The organism is Chryseobacterium sp. 22458 (assembly GCF_052044975.1).
In the GTDB taxonomy this organism is placed as follows: domain Bacteria; phylum Bacteroidota; class Bacteroidia; order Flavobacteriales; family Weeksellaceae; genus Chryseobacterium.
Window position 1 is genome coordinate 20887 of sequence record NZ_JBQEOA010000001.1, and the last position, 21967, is coordinate 42853.

Consider the following 21967-nt stretch of genomic DNA (forward strand, 5'->3'; position numbering starts at 1 on the left):
TGAACTGGAAAGTATTTCCAATAGTTGCGACTTTATATTTCAGACTTTTTAAAAATCATCTTTCATAAAAGTACAGTCGATGACAGACATAATATATTTAACTATATCACCTGGTTGAGTCTTCAAATACTTTGTATGTAACATCAGAAGTTAATAAAGAAGCAGTACGTTCTTTATTATTGTCAAAACTGCACTGAGCAATCCTGAAATTGGAAATTAAGTATTCATCGCTGAAAAAAGAATCAGGTCTTTCCCCATTATGACGGATTATTTTCCGGTTATTTAAGATATAAACGGCCATGATTAGTAATTTGAGTTATGGTTTTTAGCTTTTCCTAAATTAATGAAAAATACTGAATTGCAAACAATAAGGCTTTTAAATTATCGCTTTCAAAAACACTAATTTTTCCGTAACTTTGTACAACTTTTTTTGATAAAAAATAAAAGCTAATCTTAATGGAAGAAGAAAAAAAATCCCTCAATTTTATTGAGCAAATTATTGAAGATGATTTGGCAAACGGTCTGAAAAGAGATCAGATCCGTTTCCGTTTTCCCCCTGAGCCAAATGGGTACCTGCATGTAGGGCATACAAAAGCCATCTGCATCAACTTTGGCCTGGGTGAAAAATACAACGCTCCCGTAAACCTTCGTTTCGACGATACGAACCCTGAGAAAGAAGAACAGGAATTCGTAGATTCTATCAAAAAAGACGTTGAATGGCTGGGTTTCAAATGGGATAAAGAATTGTATGCTTCAGACTACTTCCAGCAGCTTTATGATTGGGCAGTACAATTGATTAAGGAAGGCAAAGCTTACGTAGATGAGCAGCCGTCCGAAGTGATTACAGAACAGAGAAAAAATCCTGCAGAGCCGGGAGTGGAATCTCCATACAGAAACCGTCCGGTAGAAGAATCTCTTGACCTGTTTGAAAGAATGAAAAATGGAGAATTTGAAAGCGGTTCAATGTCACTTCGTGCAAAAATTGATATGGTGTCACCCAATATGAATATGCGTGACCCTGTGATGTACAGAATTTTGAATAAACCTCACCACAGAACCGGTACAGCCTGGAAAATTTATCCGATGTACGACTGGGCTCATGGGGAATCCGATTATATTGAGCAAATTTCGCATTCGCTTTGTTCATTGGAGTTTGAAAATCACAGACCACTGTACAATTGGTATTTAGACCAGGTTTATGAAGATGGAAGGGTTAAAAACAAGCAGAGAGAATTTGCAAGGATGAATGTTTCCTATATGATCACTTCCAAAAGAAAACTTCAGAGATTAGTAGCTGAAGGAGTAGTGACAGGATGGGATGACCCTAGAATGCCTACCATTTCAGGAATGAGAAGAAAAGGATTTACTCCGACTTCCATCAGAAACTTTATTGATAAAGTAGGGGTGGCAAAAAGAGAAAACCTGATCGAAATCCAGCTGCTTGACTTCTGCGTACGTGAAGACCTGAACAAGGTAGCTAAGCGTGTGATGGCTGTGGTAGATCCGGTAAAATTGGTGATCGAAAACTATCCTGAAGATAAAGAAGAATGGCTGGAGACTGAAAATAACCCGGAACAGGAAAATGCGGGAACAAGAGAAGTTCCTTTCTCAAGAGAGCTTTATATCGAGCGTGAAGACTTCAAAGAAGAGGCTAACAATAAATTCTTCAGACTGAAGTTGGGTGGAGAAGTTCGTTTAAAATCTGCTTATATCATCAAAGCTGAAAGAGTAGAGAAGGATGAAAATGGTGAAATCACTACCATCTATGCTACTTACGATGAGAAGAGTAAATCCGGAAGCGGAACAGAAGAAAGTTTAAGAAAAGTAAAAGGAACACTTCACTGGGTATCTGCCAAACATGCGATTCCTGTAGAAGTAAGAATTTACAACCAGTTGTTTACTGTAGAGCAGCCGGATGCTGAAAAAGACGTAGACTTCTTAAACTTCATCAATCCTGAATCAGTGACTACTGTGAAAGGTTTTGCCGAACCAAGTCTGAAAGATGTGGCGATTGGAGAACCATTACAGTTCCAGAGAATCGGGTACTTTACCAAAGATCAGGATTCTACGGATTCTACATTGGTATTCAACCGTACCGTAACTTTAAAAGATTCTTATAAACCTGAATAATTTTCAGAATTATAGAAAATAAATAAAGCAGGACTTAGAAATAGGTCCTGTTTTATTATGCAAGTCCAGAGCATCTTAAGTTAAGAAAAGAAAAATGTAAAATTTCATCAGTAATTTTGTCTTTCAAAATTATAATCGTAATATTGCGATTATAAAATACAAGATATGGGGCTTACCAAGTCAGAAATATTTACAGATGAGCAAAATAAATTAGCCTCCGCATTTAAAGTTTTGGCTCATCCCGCCAGAATTGCTATCCTACAACATATTATCAATCAAAAAGCCTGTATTTGCAATGATCTGGTAGATGAATTGGGATTGGCACAAGCAACAATTTCGCAGCATTTAAAAGAGTTAAAAAATCTGGGAATAATACAGGGTACAGTAGAGGGAAAATCTGTTTGTTACTGTATTGATGATAAAATTTGGAAGGAAATTCAAAATGAGTTTAATGCATTTTTCAACCAGGAAGTAAAAGTGAACAATTGCTGTTCTTAACTTTTTTTTATTTTTCAATATCGTAATATTGCAATATAACATTATAATTTAAAAAATAATTTTTATGAAGCTATCTGAGATCAAGGAAATTCTACCAACATTAGAAAATGTTGAATTTCAATTAGAAAACGGAACATTTGTACCGGAGCACTTTCATGTTACCGAAGTAGGCCAGATCAATAAAAAATTCATTGACTGTGGCGGCGTGATCCGTGTTGAAAAAGCTGTAAACTTTCAGCTGTGGAATGCTGACGATTATGAACACCGTTTAAAACCTGGAAAACTCCTCAACATTATCAGACTTTCCGAAGAAAAATTAGGCATTGAGGACTCTGAGATTGAGGTGGAATATCAAAGTGATACCATCGGTAAATACGATCTTGAGTTCAACGGAAAAACATTCGTTCTGAAAAGTAAGACTACAGCATGTCTGGCCCGGGAAGCTTGTGGAATTCCTTCCGAAAAACAAAAGAAAAATCTTTCAGAACTTACGGTAAATCAAAGCAATTCCTGCACACCGGGAGGTGGATGCTGTTAAGAATACAGGTTATAAAATAAGTAAAATGAACCGGAAAATTTCAGAATGTATTAAGGCTCTTTCAATTGATTCAATTTCAGAGGAAAGAAAAGCTGTTTTAGACCCATTAGTAAATTACATAAAAAGTAAAGTAGAAGCCAATCAGAATATCAGGTTGAATTTCATTTGCACACATAATAGCCGCAGAAGTCATCTGTCTCAGATCTGGGCACAGACAATGGCTTATCATTTTGACATTGGGAATGTGTATTGCTATTCAGGAGGTACAGAATCTACGGCCATGTTCCCTAAAGTAGCAGAAACATTAAATGATCAGGGTTTTCAGATCCAAAAGCTTAGCGAAACTGAAAATCCGGTCTATGCTGTTAAATATGCACAAAATGAACCCGCTGTGATCTGTTTTTCAAAAGAATATAATAATGAATTCAATCCTGAAAATGAATTTGCTGCTATAATGACCTGCAGCAATGCAGACGAAGGCTGCCCTTCAGTTTTAGGGGCAGAAGCCAGATTCTCAATACAATATGATGATCCTAAAGTTTCGGATGACACTCCGGAACAGACGCAAATCTACAGTGACAGAAGTTTACAGATAGCGACAGAAATGTTTTATGTTTTTTCATTTGTAAAAAAGTAAGATGGAAATAATAACAATTGGCAAGGAACAATTTTCAGAAATTGCAGAAATATATAAACAAGGTATTGAAACTGGTAATGCTACCTTTGAGACAATAGTTCCAACATGGGAAGATTGGGACAAAAGTAAATTAAAGCATAGCCGTTTAGCCGCTGTGATTGACAATATCGTGGTGGGATGGGCTGCACTGTCAGCAGTGAGTGATCGGTGTGTGTATGGTGGTGTTGCAGAAGTAAGTATTTACATTGGCAACGATTATAAAGGTAAAGGTATAGGAAAGATGCTCATGGCCAGACTGATTTCAGAAAGTGAAAAAAATGGAATCTGGACATTGCAGAGTGGCATGTTTCCAGAGAATGAAGCAACAATAGCATTGCATACTAATTTAGGTTTCAGGATCATAGGCTACCGAGAGAAGATTGGAAAACTTGGAGATAGCTGGCGTGACACCGTTATGATGGAAAGAAGAAGCAAAACAACAGGGATCAATTAATGATTATGCAACCAAAGTTAAAATTTCTTGATAGATACCTGACTTTATGGATATTTCTTGCTATGGCAGTTGGAATAAGTTTAGGATTTTTATTCCCAGATATCGCAAAGATAACAGACTCTCTATCCTTAGGGACAACCAATATTCCATTAGCTATTGGACTGGTCCTCATGATGTATCCTCCATTGGCTAAAGTAGACTATTCTCTCTTGCCTACGGCATTTAAAGATAGAAAGATAATAACCATATCATTATTGCTAAATTGGTTTATAGGACCTGTTTTAATGTTTGTTCTCGCTATTTTGTTTTTGAGGAATGAACCGGATTACATGATTGGATTAATACTTATCGGTTTGGCCAGATGCATTGCTATGGTAATTGTGTGGAATGACTTAGCAAAAGGGAATAGAGAATATGCCGCCTTACTGGTTGCTTTAAACAGTATATTTCAAATATTCACTTATAGTTTTTTTGTCTGGTTATTCATCAATATACTCCCGGATACATTAGGTATTGCCAATTTTAATGTAGGTGTATCGATGAAAGATGTTACGGAGAGTGTGCTTATTTATCTTGGCATTCCTTTTTTGGCTGGCTTTTTAAGTCGATACTTTTTAGTGAAATCAAAAGGTATAGAATGGTACAATCGGAAATTTGTACCTAAAATATCACCGATTACACTATATTCTCTCCTATTTACTATCGTACTGATGTTTAGTCTCAAAGGTGACAAAATAATAGAATTACCCCTGGATGTAATAAAAATTGCGACTCCATTAGTGATCTACTTTATTTTGATGTTTTTCTTAAGCTTTTTTATCAATAAATCCCTGAAGGTTCCTTATGATAAGAATGTATCTGTCGCTTTTACTGCAACAGGAAATAACTTTGAACTGGCAATTGCAGTTTCTATTGCAGTATTTGGCATCCATTCACCTCAGGCATTTGCAGGCGTTATTGGACCTTTAGTAGAAGTTCCGGTACTTATACTACTTGTCCGGGCAAGTCTATGGTTGAAAAAGAGGTATTATAACTAATTGTTTACGGCATTACACAAGACCATATCTATTAGTTCAATGATATGAAATTCCATATTTCTTGAGATCAGCAATGAAATTTTTACCTCATTATAGCAAATACTCGATAGGCTGTTCTTATCAAAGCTATTTATAAAAAAATACTTTAAATAAAGGCCTTCGAGCTATTTTTAACTACCTTTGCACTTTCAGATTCCCCCAGAATATTATTGTGAAATTAATTAACTTATATACGAGTTCTTTCAAAGGACTCTCGCAGGAGAGTTGGATGCTGGCGTTGGTAATGCTCATCAACAGGGCAGGTTCTATGGTACTTCCTTTTTTGGGAGTTTATATGACCAATCATTTACATTTTAGTATTGAAAATTCAGGAATTGTACTGAGCTTCTTCGGAATTGGCTCGGTTATCGGTTCATGGCTGGGAGGGATGATCACGGATAAAATAGGAGAGTACAGGGTGCAGAGTTTAAGTCTGCTGCTCAGTGTTCCTTTATTCTGTCTGATTCCGCTCTTTACCACTGAAGCGGGCCTGGCCGGGATTATTCTGGCCCAGAGTATTGTAAGTGAGACATTCCGCCCGGCTAACTCAGTAGCCATTACAAAATATGCAAAACCGGAAAATATTACACGGGCATTTTCTCTGAACCGTATGGCGGTCAATCTGGGATTTTCTATCGGGCCTGCATTGGGAGGTATTTTATCTGCTATTTCTTATGAATTTTTATTTTTCAGCAATGCTTTGGCGGCTTTATTGGCTGGTTTAATGTATATCTGGTTTTTCAAAGGCCGGACAAAAAGAGCAAAGCAGGAAGCCAAAAAAGTAAAAGAGGCCATCATTATAAAGAAAGATGCATCGCCTTACAGGGACAGTAAATTTATGATCTACAGTATATTTTGTATGCTCTTTGCCATATGTTTTTTCCAGCTGTTCAGTACCCTTACAATCTTTTATAAGGATACGGCGCACCTTAGCCAGCAGAATATCGGATATGTTCTGGGGTATAGCGGTTTCCTGATTGTGCTGCTTGAAATGGGCTTTGTACAATTGGCTGAAAAGTATTTTACACTGGCATTTACCATGCTTTTCGGAACATTCCTTTGTGGTGTTTCGTATGCGATGCTGGCATTTGATTACAGCATGATTACGCTGCTGGTCTCTATGACACTGCTTTGTATAGGAGAAATATGGGTACTGCCTTTTATGTCTACCATTACAGCACTGCGTTCAGGGAAAAATAACAAGGGAGCGTATATGGGAATGAACGGGATGTCAATATCCATTGCGTTTATTATTACCCCTTATATAGGAACATTGATTGCCGATAAACTTGGATTTAATATTCTTTGGATCGGAACAGGTATATTGGCGACTGCAATTGCTGTTGGTTTTTACTTTGTAATTCCATGGATGCTTAAAGACAAAAATGAGGTGGAAGAAGATCTCGTTTAAGCCATCTATTATATTGAAGATATCAAAAAACAACCCGGCTGATCTCAGCCGGGTTTTATATTGAATGAATGATGAATTGCTTAAGATGGCCATCCTCCGAAATAAGAAGAATTGCCCATATCAATCTCTTCGGCACTTACTACAAAACTGATCAGCATACTGTTGCTGTCTATAGCATCAAAATCCACTTCATGCTGAATGACATATCCATTCTTCCACTTTATCGTTGTTAAAGTACCTTCTTCATGAGATTTATTGAAGGTGATTTCACCTACAGTCGGCTTATATTTTCCGTTCAGAAGGCTTTCCAGGATATCAGATTTATCCGTAGCTTCTACCGTGATCTTGATTAATGCATTGGAAGGATCGGATGCTACACGTCCTGATACGTCGATAGATCTTGATACACTATAATTAAGTTTCAATAACTTCTGGCCTTCACCGTTGTTGAATTTTAAAATTCCTCTTGAATTTCTTTCTGCCATGGCTGGTCGTTTTTTTAATTAATATTCTATGATCAGTTATTTACAGATCAAAAATAAAAGTATTTGCTACATCAGCAAAAAAAATAACCGGAAATTTTTAAAAGTTATTTTGAAAGAATGTGGTTAATAATCATATTCGAATGAATCCGTGAGTTCTCAATAAACCATAGATGGGTATCTTTTCCTCCACATACCACTCCGGCAAGGTAAAGGTTGGGGATATTGGTTTCCATGGTTTCAGGATTATAAAAAGGGTTCAGGCAGTCACCTTTGAGCTCGATCCCTGAGTTTTTCAGGAAATCGAAATCCGGCAGATAACCTGTCATGGCCAGTACAAAATCATTCTCAATTTCCAGGACTTGATGATCTTCACTTTTAAAAACCACAGATCTTTCTTTGATTTCAATGATCTCAGCATTGAAATGAGCTTTAATAGCACCTTCGGCAATCCTGTTTTCAATATCCGGTTTTACCCAGTATTTTACACTTTTCGAAATTTCGGAGTGACGGACGATCATAGTCACTTCCGCTCCCTTTCTGTACGTTTCAAGTGCTGCATCCACAGCAGAATTACTTGATCCTACAACTACAATCTTTTGTCTTGCATACGGATAAGGTTCTGTATAATAATGTTTTACTTTTGGAAGATTTTCTCCCGGAACATTCATGAGGTTGGGAATATCATAAAATCCTGTTGCAATGACAACATTCCTGGCCCGGTAGTTTGCTTTTGTAGTTTCAATATCAAATATTCCGTTATTTTCTGAAATGTTCAGAACCTTTTCATAAAGATGAATATTCAGTTCTTTCTGCCTGGCAATTCCCTGATAATATTCCAGGGCATCCTGTCTGCCCGGTTTAGGAGAAGTTGTAATAAACGGAATGCTGTCAATCTCCAGTTTTTCAGCGGTTGAAAAAAATCGCATATACAATGGATAATGATAGAGTGAATTGACAATGGTTCCTTTTTCTACAATTAAATATTTCAGATTGTTGTTCTGGGCCTCAAGCGCACAGTTCAATCCAATGGGGCCGGCTCCGATAATAAGAATATCCAAAATTTCCATAGAACAAAGGTACGATGTAAATTTTCAATTATAGATTTCCAGAGTAAACTTATTACTTAAATTTTTCATCCTTCGTTTTCCTCTGTTAGCCATATTTCAAAAACTACATCCCGGAATTCACAGGCGGAATCTTCTCATTCTTAAAACTTTTCAAATTTTTAGGTATATCTTTCCGCTTGGCATCACTTTTGGTGTTTTCTATGAATTGCAAAATTGAAAATATGAAAAAACAGATTATCCCCTTGGTTGCTCTGGGTGTAGTTGTGGCTTGTAAGAAAGAAGTACAAAAGCCGGTTCCGAATGTGATTGACTCAATGGCACAGGCGAAATCAGACAGTGCAGCCACCACCGTTAAAAATACTGCAGCCAAAGAAGCAGCTTTAAAACAAAGCAATGATGAGGTGCTGATGACCTTGAAAAATAAAGATTATAAAGCTTTTGCTTCATGGATTCATCCTGAAAAAGGAATTCGTTTTTCAATGTATGCTTTTATAGATCCCAAAGAAGATAAACATTTTTCCAAAGCCGATTTTGAAAAATATCAGCCTACCAAAACCCAGTTCACATGGGGCGCTCATGACGGTTCGGGTGATCCTTATAAAGCTACCATCAATGACTATCTTGGTAAATGGGTTTTTTCAAAAGATTTTACGGCGTCACAATATTCCCTTAATAAGTTTCTCGGCGGGGGAAATTCCCTGAATAACTTAAAGGAAACCTATCCTAAAGATGATTTCACGGAAAACTACATCAAAGGAACCCAAAAATATGGGGAAATGGACTGGAAAACCGTTCGTTTTGTATTTGAGGAATTCCAGGGGAAATATTACCTGGTAGCAGTAGTAAACGATCAGTGGACCATTTAATTAATAGAATTTTTTTCAAACCACAAAAGACTTCAACTGTAATTTCTTTTGGGTCTTTTGTGGTTTAAAATATATTTAGAATTCAGTTGCTCTATAAAATTGCAGTCAGTTGCTTGGTAAGGTTTTTCCTTGAAAACTGTTCAATATGCTGTGTATTTTCAGACAGATTACCGCTTTCCCAAAGGTCAAATTTTTCCAGAATAAATCTTTTTACGATTTCATTATCACTGTAACCAAAATGTTTTCCTGCCTGTGTTTCATCTAAGATCTTTGCAACATCAGCCTGATCCGGTCCGAATGATAAGATCTGTTTTCCTGATGCCAAGTATTCAAATATCTTTCCGGGGATTATTCCTTTTGAAGATTCATTCGGGAAATTCGTGATCAGAAGCATTTCAGAGTTCTGCATCTCCTCAACAGCTTTGCCATGGGAAAGGTATCCTAAATTTAAGATGTGATTCTTAAGGCTTGTATTCTGAATACTGTTCAGTATTTTATCATCAATTCTTCCTACGAACTTTAAGCGAAAATGTTGTGCAAATGCATCATTCTCTCTTACCAGTTCATCCAGAACTTTCCACAGGTTCTCAGGATTTCTGAGCTGTTCCAATACCCCGATATAACTTAAAGTAAACATTGAGCTTTGATTGGCTTGCTTGTCTGATTTCTCGCCTGCATCACTTTCGTCAAATCCATTCGTAATACAAATTGCATGAGCTCCTGCTTTCCTGAAGTTCTCAGCATCGGTATAGCTTGTGGCTAATGTTATGTCTGCATTTTTAAAAACTGCACTTTCAAGCTGTCTGTGCTTTTTATCAGAGCTTTTTGTCAGCTTTAGATGCTTGTAGTAAGAAATTTCCGTCCATGGATCGCGGAAATCGGCAATCCATTTCAATCCCGGAAGCTTATCCTTAAGGCCTAAACCAATCAGATGCATCGAGTGGGGCGGGCCTGAAGTGACAATGGTATCTATTTTATTTTCTTTCAGGTATTTCTCTAGAAACTGAATTGAAGGTTTTACCCAGAATACCCTGGCGTCAGGAATGAAAAAATTACCTCTGACCCAAATGGAAAGTCGGGATTTCCAGCTTTGATTATTTCCTACATCGAATTGCCCGGCTTTAAACTTTTTATTGCTTTTATTCAGCTTTTCTGCCAGCTGATAAGGTTCCCAGATTTTTGTTCTAACGATTTCGATATTTTCGGGAACATCCTTCATCAGGGTTTCATCCAGCAAAGGATAACTTGGGTTTTCCGGAGTGTAGATGATGGGTTTCCATCCAAAATCGGGCAGGTATTTGGCAAACTTCAGCCATCTTTGAACACCAGGACCTCCCGCAGGAGGCCAGTAATAGGTGATGATCAATATTTTCTTCTCTTCCATGTTGGTTGGTTTGTCACTGAGAATGACCTATGCAATATAGAATTAGGCTTTTTGTTCTGCTAAAATTTGTTTTTTCTTGTTTTTATTCATCCAGAAAATTCCAAATGCTGCCAATGCAATAAACAATCCGAAAGAAAGAAGCGAAATCCATTTCCCTTTTTCAATCACTTCAGGCTCAAAAACCATTCTGATATGATGGCTTCCCGCCGGAACATGTACGGCACGAAGTAAATAATCCGCTTTGATGTAAGGAACTTCTTTTTCGTCAATCATGACTTTCCATCCGTGAGGATAGTAGATTTCAGAGAATACTGCCAGCTGTGGAGTCTTAGACTGAGATTTAAACTCAAGCTCGTTAGGCTGGTATTTTGTAAGATTGATGTACGCCGTAGAATCTGCCTGAACGGGTTTATTATCAAAATAAGACTTGTCAGAAGATGCAATCACTGCTGTCTTTTTATTGTCAATGGATCCTATAGATTTGATTTCTTCATTAGGTGTTTCCACAAACTTTAAGTCGCTTACAAACCATGCATTTCCATTAGCTTTAGGATTCGGAACTACCTGTGGCTGATCCGGACCTCCGAAAATCATATATTTAGCATTCAGTAAGTTCAGTACATTAGGTGTTTTTACACTGTCGATAGTATTGATGTATTCATTAAGTACATCATCATATCTTCTTAGCTTTACAGCATGATACCCCCCAATGGAAGCCTTAAAGTATGAAGTATTTGTTTCACTGGTTACTCCTAAGGTCTGGTTGTAGATTCTATAGTGTGCCTTATCTTTTTCAGCAACGGTTTCCAGTGTCTTGTTGATATTGACATTGGATAATATCGATTCTAAATTCGGATTTCCCTGTACTTTTTCAGCCAGAAGATCTGAACTTTCTGTCTGGAAAGGATTTTCAGCAAAGATCTTGTCTACATAGTTTTCATCATTCAGATAACGCTTGTTTACCGTCCAAAGGTCAAATAAACTTACTATACCAATGATCACCAAAGCAATATTCTGGTTGAGTTTCTTTTTTAAGCTTAAGAATAAAGCAACAGCAGCAATTGCTACATAGATAAGTGCCTTTATCGCATCTGTTCTGAATAGTTTATACCTTTCGTCCACAAGATAATCAAGAAGGAAAGGTGGGAAGTAAGTCTTTTCATTTTCCGTAGCAAATCCTAATAATGATTTCCCGAAAACCAGAAGAATCAATAATAACCCTAAAGTTCCGGCACTTACATAGGTGAGTATTTTTTGTTTGTATTCCTCAGTCAGCTTTTCATCTGTAAAGAATCTGTAAAGTCCTATAATAGCAATTAACGGGAATAATAATTCCACCACTACAAGGATCGAAGAAGGAGCTCTGAATTTGTTGTAAAACGGAACATATTCAATAAAGAAATCGGATAACGGCATAAAGTTGCTCCCCCATGCCAGTAAAATGGTAAGGATGGAAGCTCCGAGAATCCAGTAACGGTATTTTTTCCATGCGAAGAAGAATCCCAGTACTGCAAGGAAACACACGATAGCTCCCTGATAAGCAGGTCCTGAAGTTCCCGGCTGGTCACCCCAGTAAGTCATCCCGCTGAAACCTTTCGAAATTCTGTCCATTTCCGCCTGTGAACCTACGTTCTCCTGAACAAGCTCCTGAACTCTGCCCATCATTACTTTTCCTTCAGGTTCCTGGCTTCCGCCTCCCATTAATCTTGGAATGAAAAGGTTTAAGGTTTCAAGCTGGCCATAGCTCCAAAGCAGCATACTCTCCTTATCCATTCCAGATTTTCCTGAAGTATGGCTGTCATTCGTTAAAATCTGTTTTCCTCTTACCGTTTCTTTTACGTATTCAGAATTGGCCATAATTCTTTGGGAATTCATTCCAACCCCGATCATACAGGATGCTGCAATGATTCCTGAAGAGATAAGGAAATGTTTCATCGGTATCTTTTTCTGGATCGCTCTGATCAGCTCAGACAGGAATAAAAATCCTAAAGCCAGAAAAAGATAATAGGTCATCTGTGGGTGGTTTGCTGCAATCTGAAGTCCCATGAACAGGGTAGTGACAATGAATCCCCAGATGTATTGTTTCCTGATGTAAACCAATAAAATTCCGGCCAGAAGCGGTGCGAAATACTCAATAGTATTTACTTTACCGTTGTGCCCTGCTGCAATAATGATATAAAAATAGGTGGAGAGTCCGAAGAAAGTGGCTCCTAATAAAGCGTATTTCCAGTTTCGGACTGCTACCATTCCCAAAAGGAAAAAACCTGCAAAAAGCAGGAAGAGATAATTGACCGGTCTTGGCAGGAAGTTCAGATTGCTGTCGATTTTCTTGATGATATCGCCTTTGAACTGGCTTCCCATCTGATAGGTCGGCATTCCTCCGAACATAGAATCACTCCAGTAAGTCTCGTTTCCGGTTTTGGCTCTGTAGTCGAGCAGTTCTTTTGCTCCTCCTCTGTACTGTACAATATCATGCTGGAAAAGCTGTTTCCCTGTAAAGACAGGAGTGGAATATAAAAATGCTAAAACTATAAATATTACTAGTGAAGCTGCAATATAAATTAAGTTTTTATTTTTTGCCATACTGGTTATTATCTTTTATTTCTTTGAATTTTTACCTTTTGTCATTAGTCTCTTTCACCTCTTCATAGTCTACGGTTTCCGCATCCCATTTAAGGTTTTTTTTGTTATTCTTATTCGAGTTGTGTATATCCTGTTGTCCGTTATTCTGATCCCCGTTGTTGTTGAAACGATAGCTGTAAAATGTCTTAAAAAAGATTCTTTTCAGAATATTCCAGACAAAGAATAAAATAATGGCAGTGAGTACTAACTCAAGAATGTACTTCATAACTTTTAAAATTTAAAGTTCAGGATTTACCATATAAATCCTGAACGTTTTACTTCAATTATTTAGCGGAAGGATTGACCATTACAGAAGAATTGGAAACGCTTTTCATAGACTGAGACTGTTTTCCGTCTGAAATGGTTTCAACCTGTGTTGTTTTTACGTTGATATTCTGATTAGTGATCCAACCTGTATTTTCATCAAATTTGATGGTTCCGTTCTGAACAAGTTCGCTGCTTAAGCTGTGGGTGATAGGTCCCTGGTTTTTCTTTTCAGTTTTCTTAGGAATTCCTCCGGTTACTGCAATTTCAGCTGTTCCGTTTCCTAAGCTTTTTAAGACATAATTAGAGGTTACCTTCACACTTCCGCTTGGGTCTGCACTTTCAGAAGTTGACCATTTTTCACCTACTTTCACCCCTTTTTTAGGAATCATTGTCAGGTTTTTATGGAACTGGTCCTTCAGAACTTTTTCATTGAAAGATTCTTTAAGACTTGCTACCACGCTTGCCTTTTCATTAGCATCCTTGATAAGCGTTCCTACAGCATTGGAAACCTTTGTATAAACCGCATCAAAACCTTTGATGGAAAGTACGTTTCCTTTATTATCCATCTGCATTTCAAGCTTGTTTCCGGTAAGGGCTCTGTTGATATTCCAGATCATTTTAAGCTCATCCTCTTTAGGGATAGGAAGCTTGGTGTCTACGACAATTGTTTTTCCCTGTGCAGACTGTGAACTTCTTTTAGCCACAAGATTAAGGGTCATGTCATATACATTTCCTTTGATATCATTAACTGTGAAATTCATTTCATCCGTAGATTCGCTGGTCGCAGTGATTGATTTTCCCTGAGGATCAGTCATGGTTTTCACATCTCTCTGGTACGTGGTAAGAGGATACGTTTTTCCTTTTTCAAGTTTAAAAGATTGGGTAACGATCCCCGCAGAATCTCTGATGGCCGGATTTTCTGCAACTTTAGCTACAGAATCAGCAGGAACTTCCACCGTTACTGTCTTCCCTGTTTTAGGGTCTACTTTGGTGATTTTTGCTGTTTCTTTTTTACAGGATACAAGGGCTATAGATGAGATTAGCGCTAATGCTGCTATGTTTTTCATTTTCTACTGTTTTTTAATTTTAAAATTCTACTACTTACTCTTTTTGATTACTATCTTCTGCTGTTTCCGGTTGTTTTTTCTGAGAAGATCTGTCAGATGGTGCAGAATTCATACCAATTCATGAGCAGATTCATTTTTAACGGTCCGGATCCATTTTTGAGAGTAGTTTTTAAGGATTGGGTGCTGCTGTCATTTTCTGTCTCACCGCTTCGTATAAAATGGCTCCGCAGGCTACAGAAACATTCAGAGACTGGGTCTTTCCTTCAATAGGAAGTTTTATTTTTTCATCAGAATGATGCAATACTTCTTTGGAAATACCTGTTTCTTCATTTCCCATTACGATAGCGCATGGTTCTGTGAAGTTGACGTCATATATTAATTTCTCGGCTTTCTCGCTCGCTGCATATACTGAAATTCCGCTTTGCTGAAGGAAATCTACAGTGTGGGCAAGATTGTTCTCTTTACATATTTTTACATTATAAAGTGCCCCTGCAGACGTTTTTATGGCGTCAGAATTGATAGGTGCAGCTCCTTTTTCAGGAATGATGACCGCATCTACCCCTACACATTCCGCAGTTCTGCAGATCGCCCCGAAGTTTCTTACATCAGTAAGTCTGTCAAGAATCAACAGGAAAGGTGTTTTTCCCTGCTCGAATAATTGAGGAACAATATCTTCTACTTTATGAAACGGAACATCCGAAATAAAAGCAACCACACCCTGGTGGTTTTTTCTGGTAAAACGGTTCAGCTTTTCAACCGGAACATAATTGGGACGGATTTTATTTTTTGCTAAAATTGCTTTCAGCTCAGCATAAATAGGCCCTTGAAGTGCATTTTGCACAAAGACCTTGTCAATCGTTTTTCCCGCTTCAATTGCTTCAATTACGGGACGCAGCCCGAAAATAAAATCGTCTTTCATTGATTTGTTTAAAATTTTATGTTTAAGGGTATTGGGTTTCGGGGTTAGAAGATTCGTGGTTTGCAAGGACTACAAACTTCCAGCCTCCTTTCTTCCAGCTTCCTATTAATATTTTTCTCCTAAAATTGCTCTTTTCTGCGCCATTATATAGCCATAATGAAGACTTTCGTGCATATTGTTAAAGATGATGGCATCCTGGATGCTTTTCAGGTCCATTCCGAAACTTGTAGTGTAAGGAGTGTAGTCTGAAAAGAAATCGCTGTCATAATCTTTCATTAAAATCTTCGAAGTTTCCGTAAGCAAAAACTCAAGGTCTTCCACTTCAGATTTCTGAACATTCAGGTTGGGTAAAGTTCCTTTTTTATAAGTTTCAATCCAATACTTGTCGATCCGGAAAGGATTTCCGCTCAGATAATAATGCAGAAGCTGCTGGGTAGCAACAGTATGTGCAATATTCCAGTAAATATTGTTATTGAAACCGTCAGGAATCAGCAGCAGATCTTCATGAGAAGTGTTCTGAAGGATGTCTAAAAGGTTTTTTCTTACCTGTCTGTGTGCTTGAAAATGATAATTCATTTTGCAGAATTTTTAATCTCCAAAAATAGTTTAATAAACTGGAAATGACAATTTTTTGGGCAAAGGATTAAAGTAAACGTTTTAAACGTAGAAAAAATACCTTATTAATAAGCTGTTTTTCTATAATTTTTGAACGGTTTTTCAGACTTCAGACTTTAGATGAAAATTATAAAATCCGACTTTTGAATCTGCTTGGTTTTAGATAATATCAGTAATGGTTTTTAAAATGGAAGAGATGTAAAAAGAGACTGCCCAAAAAACCTGTTATTTCCGGCTTTTGAGGCAGTATGCATGTTTTTCAGCTTGAATATTTTCTGCCGTTTATTTTTTGATAATTTTATGTTTAAAAGTGATTCCCCCTTTCAAAACAATATTCAGGAAATAAACTCCGGGAGTGTATGAAGAAAGATCTATTCTGTTTTCTCTGTAGTTTTCTGCTAATTTTCTTCCGTCTACACTGAAAAGGCTGATAGAAGCAACATCTTCTTTTGATTTTATATTGACGAAATCTGCAGTGGGATTAGGGTAGATATTGAGGTCTATCGTCTTGACATCCTTTACATTTAAGGTTGTATTACTTTTGCCCTGCATATAAGCTGACAGATATACTTCACCTTTCTGTTGATAGAAAACAGCAGTAGGGATCGTGTGTTTAAGAGTATGGTTACCTGCAGCCATATTGGCTATCGTAAAGCCTCTTATAGGAACTGAATTACCCGGGCACCAGTTGTTCCATGAGGTCCAGTCGTCAAAAGATTTTGGATTGGCACCATAAATCCCATTTCCCTGAGTATTGTAGACTCTGAAGGGTTCGCAGGAGATCCCACCTGGAGTATAGGTCAGCATTTGCACATCATCTATATAAGTATAATTTTGTCTTCTGATATATTCTTCACCCCCTACATCTGCGCCATGAGGTGTAGATATTACAAAGAAGCGGGCGTCCGTGACAGGATCCGGAAGATTGAAGCTTACAATTCTTACAGTTTCACCGGAAACGTCAGTACTGTTGTAATTATTGAGTTTGTTATAGCTCAGCAGAGGAACGAGGCTGTTATGGGTGCTGGGTGTCACTCCTGAGTCTGTTGAGAAAAAAGTCAGAGTTCCGGAAAAAACATCTATTCTGCCGGAGCAGCCTGCAACTTGGGTCTGGGCAGCATAGGGTACTCCGAAAACATCAAGCTCCATATACATATCATACATACTTCGTAATGTAGAATCATGGAATACATTATACAAATTACTGATATCATAAGTATAAGGAACTTCTATTGGAGAGCGGTTTTTGTTCATAAACGGTGTGATGTATCTGGCTACTTCAATTCTTTTTACATTCGCATCGTTTATTGTGTAGGTAGCCTGATTTTTAGGGACCATTGCCAGGTAAACTTCTCCGAGGCGGTCATAATTATCACACAGCGCTCCTATAGTTACCCTCATGGCGATCTTTGCTTTGAAAGAATCAAGTTCAGCATCCGTAAGCTTTCTTTTGTATCTGGCGTTGTTGAGTCTTGTAAGGCCCGGCGGGACAGGATTAGAAACGGTAGCAGCATAGCCGTCATAATAAACGGCATCAGATATCACATTCATCATGGTTGTTTGTGAAGGAAAGAGACCTGCAGAGAGGAAACTTAAAAAAAATAGCCTTTTATACATATCATTGATATTTAGTGTAAATATATTAAATATGTGCTTAAAAATGCTTTTAATTGAAATTGTTTTTAAATGTATTGCGTTTTTATTGTAAAATGTTTAAAAATTTTAATCAAAAAATGAATTCTAATTTTAATCTGTTCATTAATTTCTATTTATTTGATTGAATATTTTTTTTATTGTATAAATCAATAATATTATTATTAAATTAGCATCATATTCGTTGGTAATATTATTAATAATGAAAAGAATTTTACTTTTATCCTTATTGTTTGTAGTCATGGGTGTAAAAGCCCAGATCAATCTGAATACAGCAAGTACAACTGTAGGAACAGCCCCTGTAAGCAGCTTTTTTTCCTATTCCTATGTACAGCAGATTTATCCAAAACCGGAACTCAATGCCGGTGCGGCAGGTAATATTACAGGACTTACTTTTTATCTGGATCCGTCGGTTACCATTACGGATTCATCAGACTGGACGGTTTATCTGGGGCATACGTCAAAGACATCTTTTGCTTCTGGTACAGATTGGATTCCTGCATCATCACTTACCCAGGTATACAGTGGTGCTGTAGTAAAGACTAATAATAAAGTTACGGTTGCTTTTACTACGCCGTTTCCTTACAATAATACAGATAATCTGGTGATTGCGGCCAAAGAAAATTCGCCAAGTATCGATATTAATAATTTTGATGAAGTTTTTCGTGTATATCAGCATTTACCTAATTCAATCCTTTACTATAAAGGAGACAGGAGTGTTGTAGATATTGCAGCCCCACCGGGAGGGATAAGAGCGAGCTACAAATCAGCAATTACGATTTCTGGTCTTGTGCCGTCAGCAAATCCTGCTTGCCCTTTTATTCTTTATCCTGCCAATAATCCTCAGAAGGTTTCTTTAACGCCTGAATTCAAATGGCTGGCTGTCTCAGGTGCGGATTCTTATAAGGTTTCATTAGGAACCAGCCCGGGCGGTACAGACGTGATCAATCAGCAGGTGGTAACGGGGCTCAGTCTTACTCCGTCAGTTCCATTAATCCGCAATACCAATTATTACTTAAAGGTTACAGCCGTAGCAGGAGGTGTTGAATCTGCTGGCTGTGCAGATGCTTTATTTAAAACAATTCCTCCGATACCGGCAAATGACGGATGTTCAGGGGCGTTGGTAGCTTCGGTTTTTCCTTATACCTATACTCAGGACGATGCGGTATCCACTACTAATAATGCAGGAAATATAAGTGTTTGTACAAGTACAGGAGATACAGGGATGAATGATGGTACCTGGTTTAAACTTACAGGTGACGGAGGTCAGTATACTATTAAAACAACAATGCCTTCGGGAAGTACTTTTGATCCGCAAATTGGGGTGTATAGCGGAAGTTGTGGGAACTTTGCGTGTGTAGGTACCGTAGATGCTGCAGGAGGTGGTGGAGCGGAAACGATAACCATTACGACTACGGCAGGAACTGAATATTTCATCAATGTCGGAGCTTATGATGATACGACGGATGCACCTGAAGATACATTTACCATAACGATAACAAAGATTTAAAAAAATTAATCAGTTTGTATAGCTAGGATTTAAAATGTTGTGATCGGTATGATTACAACATTTTTTGTGACTGATATAATGGAATTCTTTTATGATTGAGTTTTTTAAAACAATGGAATTATCAATTTTTAAAAAAAAAAGAAATGTTTTAAAGCTTCTTAACGGTCTGTAAATCTGTTTTTATGGATAAGAAAACAGTTGTTTATTCTTTAAAATAGATTATCAATCCCGGAATATTTAACAAACTTTAACTCAAAAATGGCATTCATTGTGTTGATTAATGCAAGTATTTATCAGAAATTTACCACTTATTTTAAATCAAGCTATGTCAGATACATATCAAGCCGAAGATATTCGCCAATTAACGGAAAAAGTAAAAGAAAAAAACTACTTGTTTTCTCTTCTGAGACAGGAAATCAATAAAGTTATTATTGGACAGGAATATATGATAGACCGTCTTCTGGTGGGCCTTTTAGGGAATGGTCACGTTCTCTTGGAAGGAGTGCCTGGACTGGCTAAAACTTTGGCGATAAAAACCCTGGCTGATGCTGTTCATGGGGAATTCTCCAGAATTCAGTTTACACCGGATCTGCTGCCTGCGGATGTAGTGGGAACTATGATTTACAATATCAAAGACAATGATTTCTCTATAAAAAAAGGACCTGTATTTGCTAATTTTGTATTGGCGGATGAGATCAACCGTGCACCGGCAAAAGTACAGTCTGCACTTCTTGAAGTGATGCAGGAAAAACAGGTGACCATTGGCGATGAAACCATGAAGCTGCCAAAACCATTCCTGGTACTGGCAACTCAGAACCCGATTGATCAGGAAGGTACCTACCTGCTTCCGGAAGCTCAAAGTGACCGTTTTATGCTGAAGTGTACCATAGATTATCCTGCTTTTGAAGATGAAAGACAGGTCATGAGAATGGTTTCCACATCGCATCAGCCTACTGTAAAGCCTGTGATTTCTCTTCAGGATATCGTAGATGCCAAAGAACTGATCAATCAGATCTATCTGGATGAAAAAATTGAAAAATACATCCTGGATATGGTATTTGCAACCCGTTATCCTGAAAACTACGGACTTTCTGAACTGAAGAATTACATCAGCTTCGGAGCTTCTCCAAGAGCATCAATCAATCTGGCAATTGCTTCAAGAGCTTACGCATTCCTGAAAGGAAGAGCTTTTGTAATTCCGGAAGACGTAAAAGCATTGGCGAAAGATGTGTTGAGACATAGAATGGGACTGACTTTTGAAGCGGAGGCTGAAGAAATATCAAGTGAAGAAATCATCAACAGAATTTTAGCAAAAATCCAGGCGCCGTAATGAGTGAAGTATTGATCAGAAAAGCAGTTCAGGAGGACTGTGCTTCCATGTTGGAACTAATCAGGGAGCTGGCGGAATATGAAAAAGCTTTGCATGAAGTAACGGTTACTTTAGAGCAGTTTACTGAAGATGGATTCGGGAAATCTCCGGTCTGGGGAGCTTTTGTAGCAGAAGTTGATGGCAGGATTGTAGGAATATCATTATATTATGACAGGTATTCAACCTGGAAGGGAAGAAGACTCTATCTTGAAGATCTGGTAGTGACGGAAAGAATGAGAGGAATGCAGATCGGGAAAAAACTGTTTGATGCCACACTGGAACATGGAAAAATCAATAATTACAGCGGAATGGTGTTTCAGGTATTGAACTGGAACGAGCCTGCTATTAATTTTTATAAAAAATACAGCCCGAAATTTGACGATGAATGGTTGAACGTCTCTATTGAATTTAAAGACTAAAAGTCTGAACGGACCGAATCCCGCATCCCGTAACCAAAATAAAATTTAAGAGCAGAATATGCAGATAAAAGATATTGTAAAAAAAGTAAAGCAGATAGAAATCCGTACCAGAAAAAAGACGGAGGCTGCTTTGATGGGACAATATCACAGTGCCTTCAAAGGGCAGGGGATGACCTTTTCTGAGGTAAGACCGTATCAGTTTGGAGATGAAATCAGAAGGATCGACTGGAATAAAACAGCCCGTTTCCGTGAACCTTTTGTGAAGGTGATGGAAGAAGAGAGGGAGCTGACAATGATGCTTCTTGTAGATATTTCGGCCTCCATGGATTACGGCACCAAAGTGCAGCTGAAAAGAGAGTATGTAGCGGAAATTGCTGCCAGCTTAGGATTTTCTGCTGCAGGCAATAATGATAAAGTAGGACTGATTCTGTTTGCTGATAAAGTGTATAAGGTTATTCCTCCACAGAAAGGGAGAAAGCATATCCTTTCCATCATCAGTACTATTCTGACGGCAGATTATGTTCCTGCAGAATCTAAACTGGACAAAGCTCTGGAATATATGATGGGGATTTTTAAAAGAAAATCACTTGTTTTCCTGCTTTCAGACTTTGAGGATGAATATGATTCCAAAATGCTGAGGGTAGCATCGAAGAAACATCAGCTGCTGGGGATGAGGATTTATGATGAAAAAGATAATGAAATTCCTGATGTAGGCTATGCGCTCTTGTATGATTCGGAAACGGGGAAAGAAGTTTGGGCCAATACCTCCGGTGCAAGATGGAGATATACCTTTGCAGAAGGCAAAAAACAAAAGTTAAGAGCTTTGGAAGAAGATTTTGCCAACAGCTCGGCAAGCTTCATGAATATCAGTACCGGCTCAGATTATTCAAAATTGTTGTATAATTATTTTCAGAAAAAATAAATAACACGGGATTTACCCG

The 21967-nt window shown here is 37.8% G+C and carries 21 protein-coding genes; 12 read left to right on the plus strand and 9 right to left on the minus strand.

Translation table 11 applies throughout. The features are described 5' to 3' along the window. Window positions 1-456 precede the first annotated feature (456 nt). From ACTJJF_RS00110 to ACTJJF_RS00140, 7 genes are all read left to right on the plus strand, one after another. The gene (locus tag ACTJJF_RS00110) at window positions 457-2130 is read left to right on the plus strand and encodes a glutamine--tRNA ligase/YqeY domain fusion protein (protein ID WP_440698253.1); all 1674 of its coding nucleotides are present in this window, start codon (window positions 457-459) and stop codon (window positions 2128-2130) included. Between the two features lie 165 nt (window positions 2131-2295). Then, window positions 2296-2628 carry an ArsR/SmtB family transcription factor gene (locus ACTJJF_RS00115; protein WP_312296302.1) on the plus strand — a complete coding sequence of 111 codons (333 nt, stop codon included), beginning with the start codon at window positions 2296-2298 and terminating at the stop codon, window positions 2626-2628. 64 nt (window positions 2629-2692) lie between these two features. After that, a complete protein-coding gene (locus ACTJJF_RS00120) occupies window positions 2693-3166 on the plus strand; it encodes a DUF6428 family protein (protein WP_440698254.1) in 474 nt (157 codons plus the stop codon). A gap of 25 nt (window positions 3167-3191) precedes the next feature. Further along, window positions 3192-3803 carry an arsenate-mycothiol transferase ArsC gene (locus tag ACTJJF_RS00125; RefSeq protein WP_440698255.1) on the plus strand — a complete coding sequence of 204 codons (612 nt, stop codon included), beginning with the start codon at window positions 3192-3194 and terminating at the stop codon, window positions 3801-3803. Window position 3804: 1 nt separating this feature from the next. Continuing rightward, window positions 3805-4296 carry an N-acetyltransferase family protein gene (locus ACTJJF_RS00130; protein ID WP_440698256.1) on the plus strand — a complete coding sequence of 164 codons (492 nt, stop codon included), beginning with the start codon at window positions 3805-3807 and terminating at the stop codon, window positions 4294-4296. A 5-nt stretch (window positions 4297-4301) separates the two neighbouring features. Continuing rightward, window positions 4302-5333, plus strand: coding sequence for an ACR3 family arsenite efflux transporter (gene arsB, locus ACTJJF_RS00135; RefSeq protein ID WP_312296307.1), 1032 nt, complete (start codon window positions 4302-4304; stop codon window positions 5331-5333). Between the two features lie 268 nt (window positions 5334-5601). Then, window positions 5602-6783, plus strand: a complete 1182-nt coding sequence (locus ACTJJF_RS00140) for an MFS transporter (protein ID WP_440699217.1) — start codon at window positions 5602-5604, stop codon at window positions 6781-6783. 80 nt (window positions 6784-6863) lie between these two features. Here the strand turns inward: ACTJJF_RS00140 and tssD are convergent, their stop codons facing one another. Together tssD and ACTJJF_RS00150 are read right to left on the minus strand one after the other, a co-directional pair. Continuing rightward, the gene (tssD, locus tag ACTJJF_RS00145) at window positions 6864-7268 is read right to left on the minus strand and encodes a type VI secretion system tube protein TssD (protein WP_312296309.1); all 405 of its coding nucleotides are present in this window, start codon (window positions 7266-7268) and stop codon (window positions 6864-6866) included. Window positions 7269-7372: 104 nt separating this feature from the next. Then, on the minus strand, window positions 7373-8335 hold the full coding sequence (locus ACTJJF_RS00150; RefSeq protein ID WP_440698257.1) for a YpdA family putative bacillithiol disulfide reductase: 963 nt from the start codon (window positions 8333-8335) through the stop codon (window positions 7373-7375). A gap of 221 nt (window positions 8336-8556) precedes the next feature. Here ACTJJF_RS00150 and ACTJJF_RS00155 point away from each other — a divergent pair, with 221 nt between their 5' ends. Then, on the plus strand, window positions 8557-9201 hold the full coding sequence (locus ACTJJF_RS00155; protein ID WP_440698258.1) for a hypothetical protein: 645 nt from the start codon (window positions 8557-8559) through the stop codon (window positions 9199-9201). Window positions 9202-9292: 91 nt separating this feature from the next. Here ACTJJF_RS00155 and ACTJJF_RS00160 read toward each other — a convergent pair whose 3' ends face one another. The 7 genes from ACTJJF_RS00160 to ACTJJF_RS00190 all read right to left on the minus strand — a co-directional run bounded on the left by ACTJJF_RS00160 (window position 9293) and on the right by ACTJJF_RS00190 (window position 17692). Further along, the gene (locus ACTJJF_RS00160; RefSeq protein WP_440698259.1) at window positions 9293-10585 is read right to left on the minus strand and encodes a glycosyl transferase family 1; all 1293 of its coding nucleotides are present in this window, start codon (window positions 10583-10585) and stop codon (window positions 9293-9295) included. 42 nt (window positions 10586-10627) lie between these two features. Then, window positions 10628-13168 (minus strand): YfhO family protein, encoded by a 2541-nt coding sequence (locus ACTJJF_RS00165; RefSeq protein WP_440698260.1) that lies wholly within the window; start codon window positions 13166-13168, stop codon window positions 10628-10630. Between the two features lie 31 nt (window positions 13169-13199). Further along, window positions 13200-13433 carry a hypothetical protein gene (locus tag ACTJJF_RS00170; RefSeq protein WP_276162902.1) on the minus strand — a complete coding sequence of 78 codons (234 nt, stop codon included), beginning with the start codon at window positions 13431-13433 and terminating at the stop codon, window positions 13200-13202. A 58-nt stretch (window positions 13434-13491) separates the two neighbouring features. Further along, window positions 13492-14541, minus strand: a complete 1050-nt coding sequence (locus ACTJJF_RS00175) for a DUF6263 family protein (protein ID WP_065398758.1) — start codon at window positions 14539-14541, stop codon at window positions 13492-13494. Between the two features lie 169 nt (window positions 14542-14710). After that, window positions 14711-15460, minus strand: coding sequence for a 23S rRNA (guanosine(2251)-2'-O)-methyltransferase RlmB (gene rlmB, locus ACTJJF_RS00180; RefSeq protein WP_065398757.1), 750 nt, complete (start codon window positions 15458-15460; stop codon window positions 14711-14713). 105 nt (window positions 15461-15565) lie between these two features. Continuing rightward, on the minus strand, window positions 15566-16036 hold the full coding sequence (locus ACTJJF_RS00185) for a DinB family protein (protein WP_065398756.1): 471 nt from the start codon (window positions 16034-16036) through the stop codon (window positions 15566-15568). 321 nt (window positions 16037-16357) lie between these two features. Beyond that, complete coding sequence (locus tag ACTJJF_RS00190) at window positions 16358-17692, minus strand: peptide-N-glycosidase F-related protein (RefSeq protein ID WP_440698261.1); 1335 nt, start codon at window positions 17690-17692, stop codon at window positions 16358-16360. 238 nt (window positions 17693-17930) lie between these two features. On the opposite strand from ACTJJF_RS00190, the gene ACTJJF_RS00195 reads away from it, so the two are divergent. From ACTJJF_RS00195 to ACTJJF_RS00210, 4 genes are all read left to right on the plus strand, one after another. Further along, the gene (locus tag ACTJJF_RS00195) at window positions 17931-19238 is read left to right on the plus strand and encodes a hypothetical protein (protein ID WP_440698262.1); all 1308 of its coding nucleotides are present in this window, start codon (window positions 17931-17933) and stop codon (window positions 19236-19238) included. A 325-nt stretch (window positions 19239-19563) separates the two neighbouring features. After that, window positions 19564-20568, plus strand: coding sequence for an AAA family ATPase (locus ACTJJF_RS00200; protein ID WP_312296325.1), 1005 nt, complete (start codon window positions 19564-19566; stop codon window positions 20566-20568). Continuing rightward, window positions 20568-21026 carry an N-acetyltransferase family protein gene (locus ACTJJF_RS00205; protein WP_440698263.1) on the plus strand — a complete coding sequence of 153 codons (459 nt, stop codon included), beginning with the start codon at window positions 20568-20570 and terminating at the stop codon, window positions 21024-21026. Before ACTJJF_RS00200 ends, ACTJJF_RS00205 begins: the two co-directional genes overlap by 1 nt. A gap of 58 nt (window positions 21027-21084) precedes the next feature. After that, a complete protein-coding gene (locus ACTJJF_RS00210) occupies window positions 21085-21948 on the plus strand; it encodes a DUF58 domain-containing protein (RefSeq protein ID WP_312296327.1) in 864 nt (287 codons plus the stop codon). Window positions 21949-21967 lie beyond the last annotated feature (19 nt).

Bases quoted from the DNA above. Each gene is read 5' to 3' on its own strand.
- ACTJJF_RS00125 (WP_440698255.1), top strand. From the start codon at position 3,192: ATGAACCGGAAAATTTCAGAATGTATTAAGGCTCTTTCAATTGATTCA.
- rlmB (WP_065398757.1), bottom strand. From the start codon at position 15,460: ATGAAAGACGATTTTATTTTCGGGCTGCGTCCCGTAATTGAAGCAATT.
- ACTJJF_RS00150 (WP_440698257.1), bottom strand. From the start codon at position 8,335: ATGGAAATTTTGGATATTCTTATTATCGGAGCCGGCCCCATTGGATTG.
- ACTJJF_RS00110 (WP_440698253.1), top strand. From the start codon at position 457: ATGGAAGAAGAAAAAAAATCCCTCAATTTTATTGAGCAAATTATTGAA.
- ACTJJF_RS00170 (WP_276162902.1), bottom strand. From the start codon at position 13,433: ATGAAGTACATTCTTGAGTTAGTACTCACTGCCATTATTTTATTCTTT.
- ACTJJF_RS00155 (WP_440698258.1), top strand. From the start codon at position 8,557: ATGAAAAAACAGATTATCCCCTTGGTTGCTCTGGGTGTAGTTGTGGCT.
- ACTJJF_RS00190 (WP_440698261.1), bottom strand. From the start codon at position 17,692: ATGTATAAAAGGCTATTTTTTTTAAGTTTCCTCTCTGCAGGTCTCTTT.
- ACTJJF_RS00115 (WP_312296302.1), top strand. From the start codon at position 2,296: ATGGGGCTTACCAAGTCAGAAATATTTACAGATGAGCAAAATAAATTA.
- ACTJJF_RS00210 (WP_312296327.1), top strand. From the start codon at position 21,085: ATGCAGATAAAAGATATTGTAAAAAAAGTAAAGCAGATAGAAATCCGT.
- arsB (WP_312296307.1), top strand. From the start codon at position 4,302: ATGCAACCAAAGTTAAAATTTCTTGATAGATACCTGACTTTATGGATA.
- ACTJJF_RS00205 (WP_440698263.1), top strand. From the start codon at position 20,568: ATGAGTGAAGTATTGATCAGAAAAGCAGTTCAGGAGGACTGTGCTTCC.
- tssD (WP_312296309.1), bottom strand. From the start codon at position 7,268: ATGGCAGAAAGAAATTCAAGAGGAATTTTAAAATTCAACAACGGTGAA.
- ACTJJF_RS00140 (WP_440699217.1), top strand. From the start codon at position 5,602: ATGCTGGCGTTGGTAATGCTCATCAACAGGGCAGGTTCTATGGTACTT.
- ACTJJF_RS00175 (WP_065398758.1), bottom strand. From the start codon at position 14,541: ATGAAAAACATAGCAGCATTAGCGCTAATCTCATCTATAGCCCTTGTA.
- ACTJJF_RS00185 (WP_065398756.1), bottom strand. From the start codon at position 16,036: ATGAATTATCATTTTCAAGCACACAGACAGGTAAGAAAAAACCTTTTA.
- ACTJJF_RS00130 (WP_440698256.1), top strand. From the start codon at position 3,805: ATGGAAATAATAACAATTGGCAAGGAACAATTTTCAGAAATTGCAGAA.
- ACTJJF_RS00120 (WP_440698254.1), top strand. From the start codon at position 2,693: ATGAAGCTATCTGAGATCAAGGAAATTCTACCAACATTAGAAAATGTT.
- ACTJJF_RS00160 (WP_440698259.1), bottom strand. From the start codon at position 10,585: ATGGAAGAGAAGAAAATATTGATCATCACCTATTACTGGCCTCCTGCG.
- ACTJJF_RS00195 (WP_440698262.1), top strand. From the start codon at position 17,931: ATGAAAAGAATTTTACTTTTATCCTTATTGTTTGTAGTCATGGGTGTA.
- ACTJJF_RS00200 (WP_312296325.1), top strand. From the start codon at position 19,564: ATGTCAGATACATATCAAGCCGAAGATATTCGCCAATTAACGGAAAAA.
- ACTJJF_RS00165 (WP_440698260.1), bottom strand. From the start codon at position 13,168: ATGGCAAAAAATAAAAACTTAATTTATATTGCAGCTTCACTAGTAATA.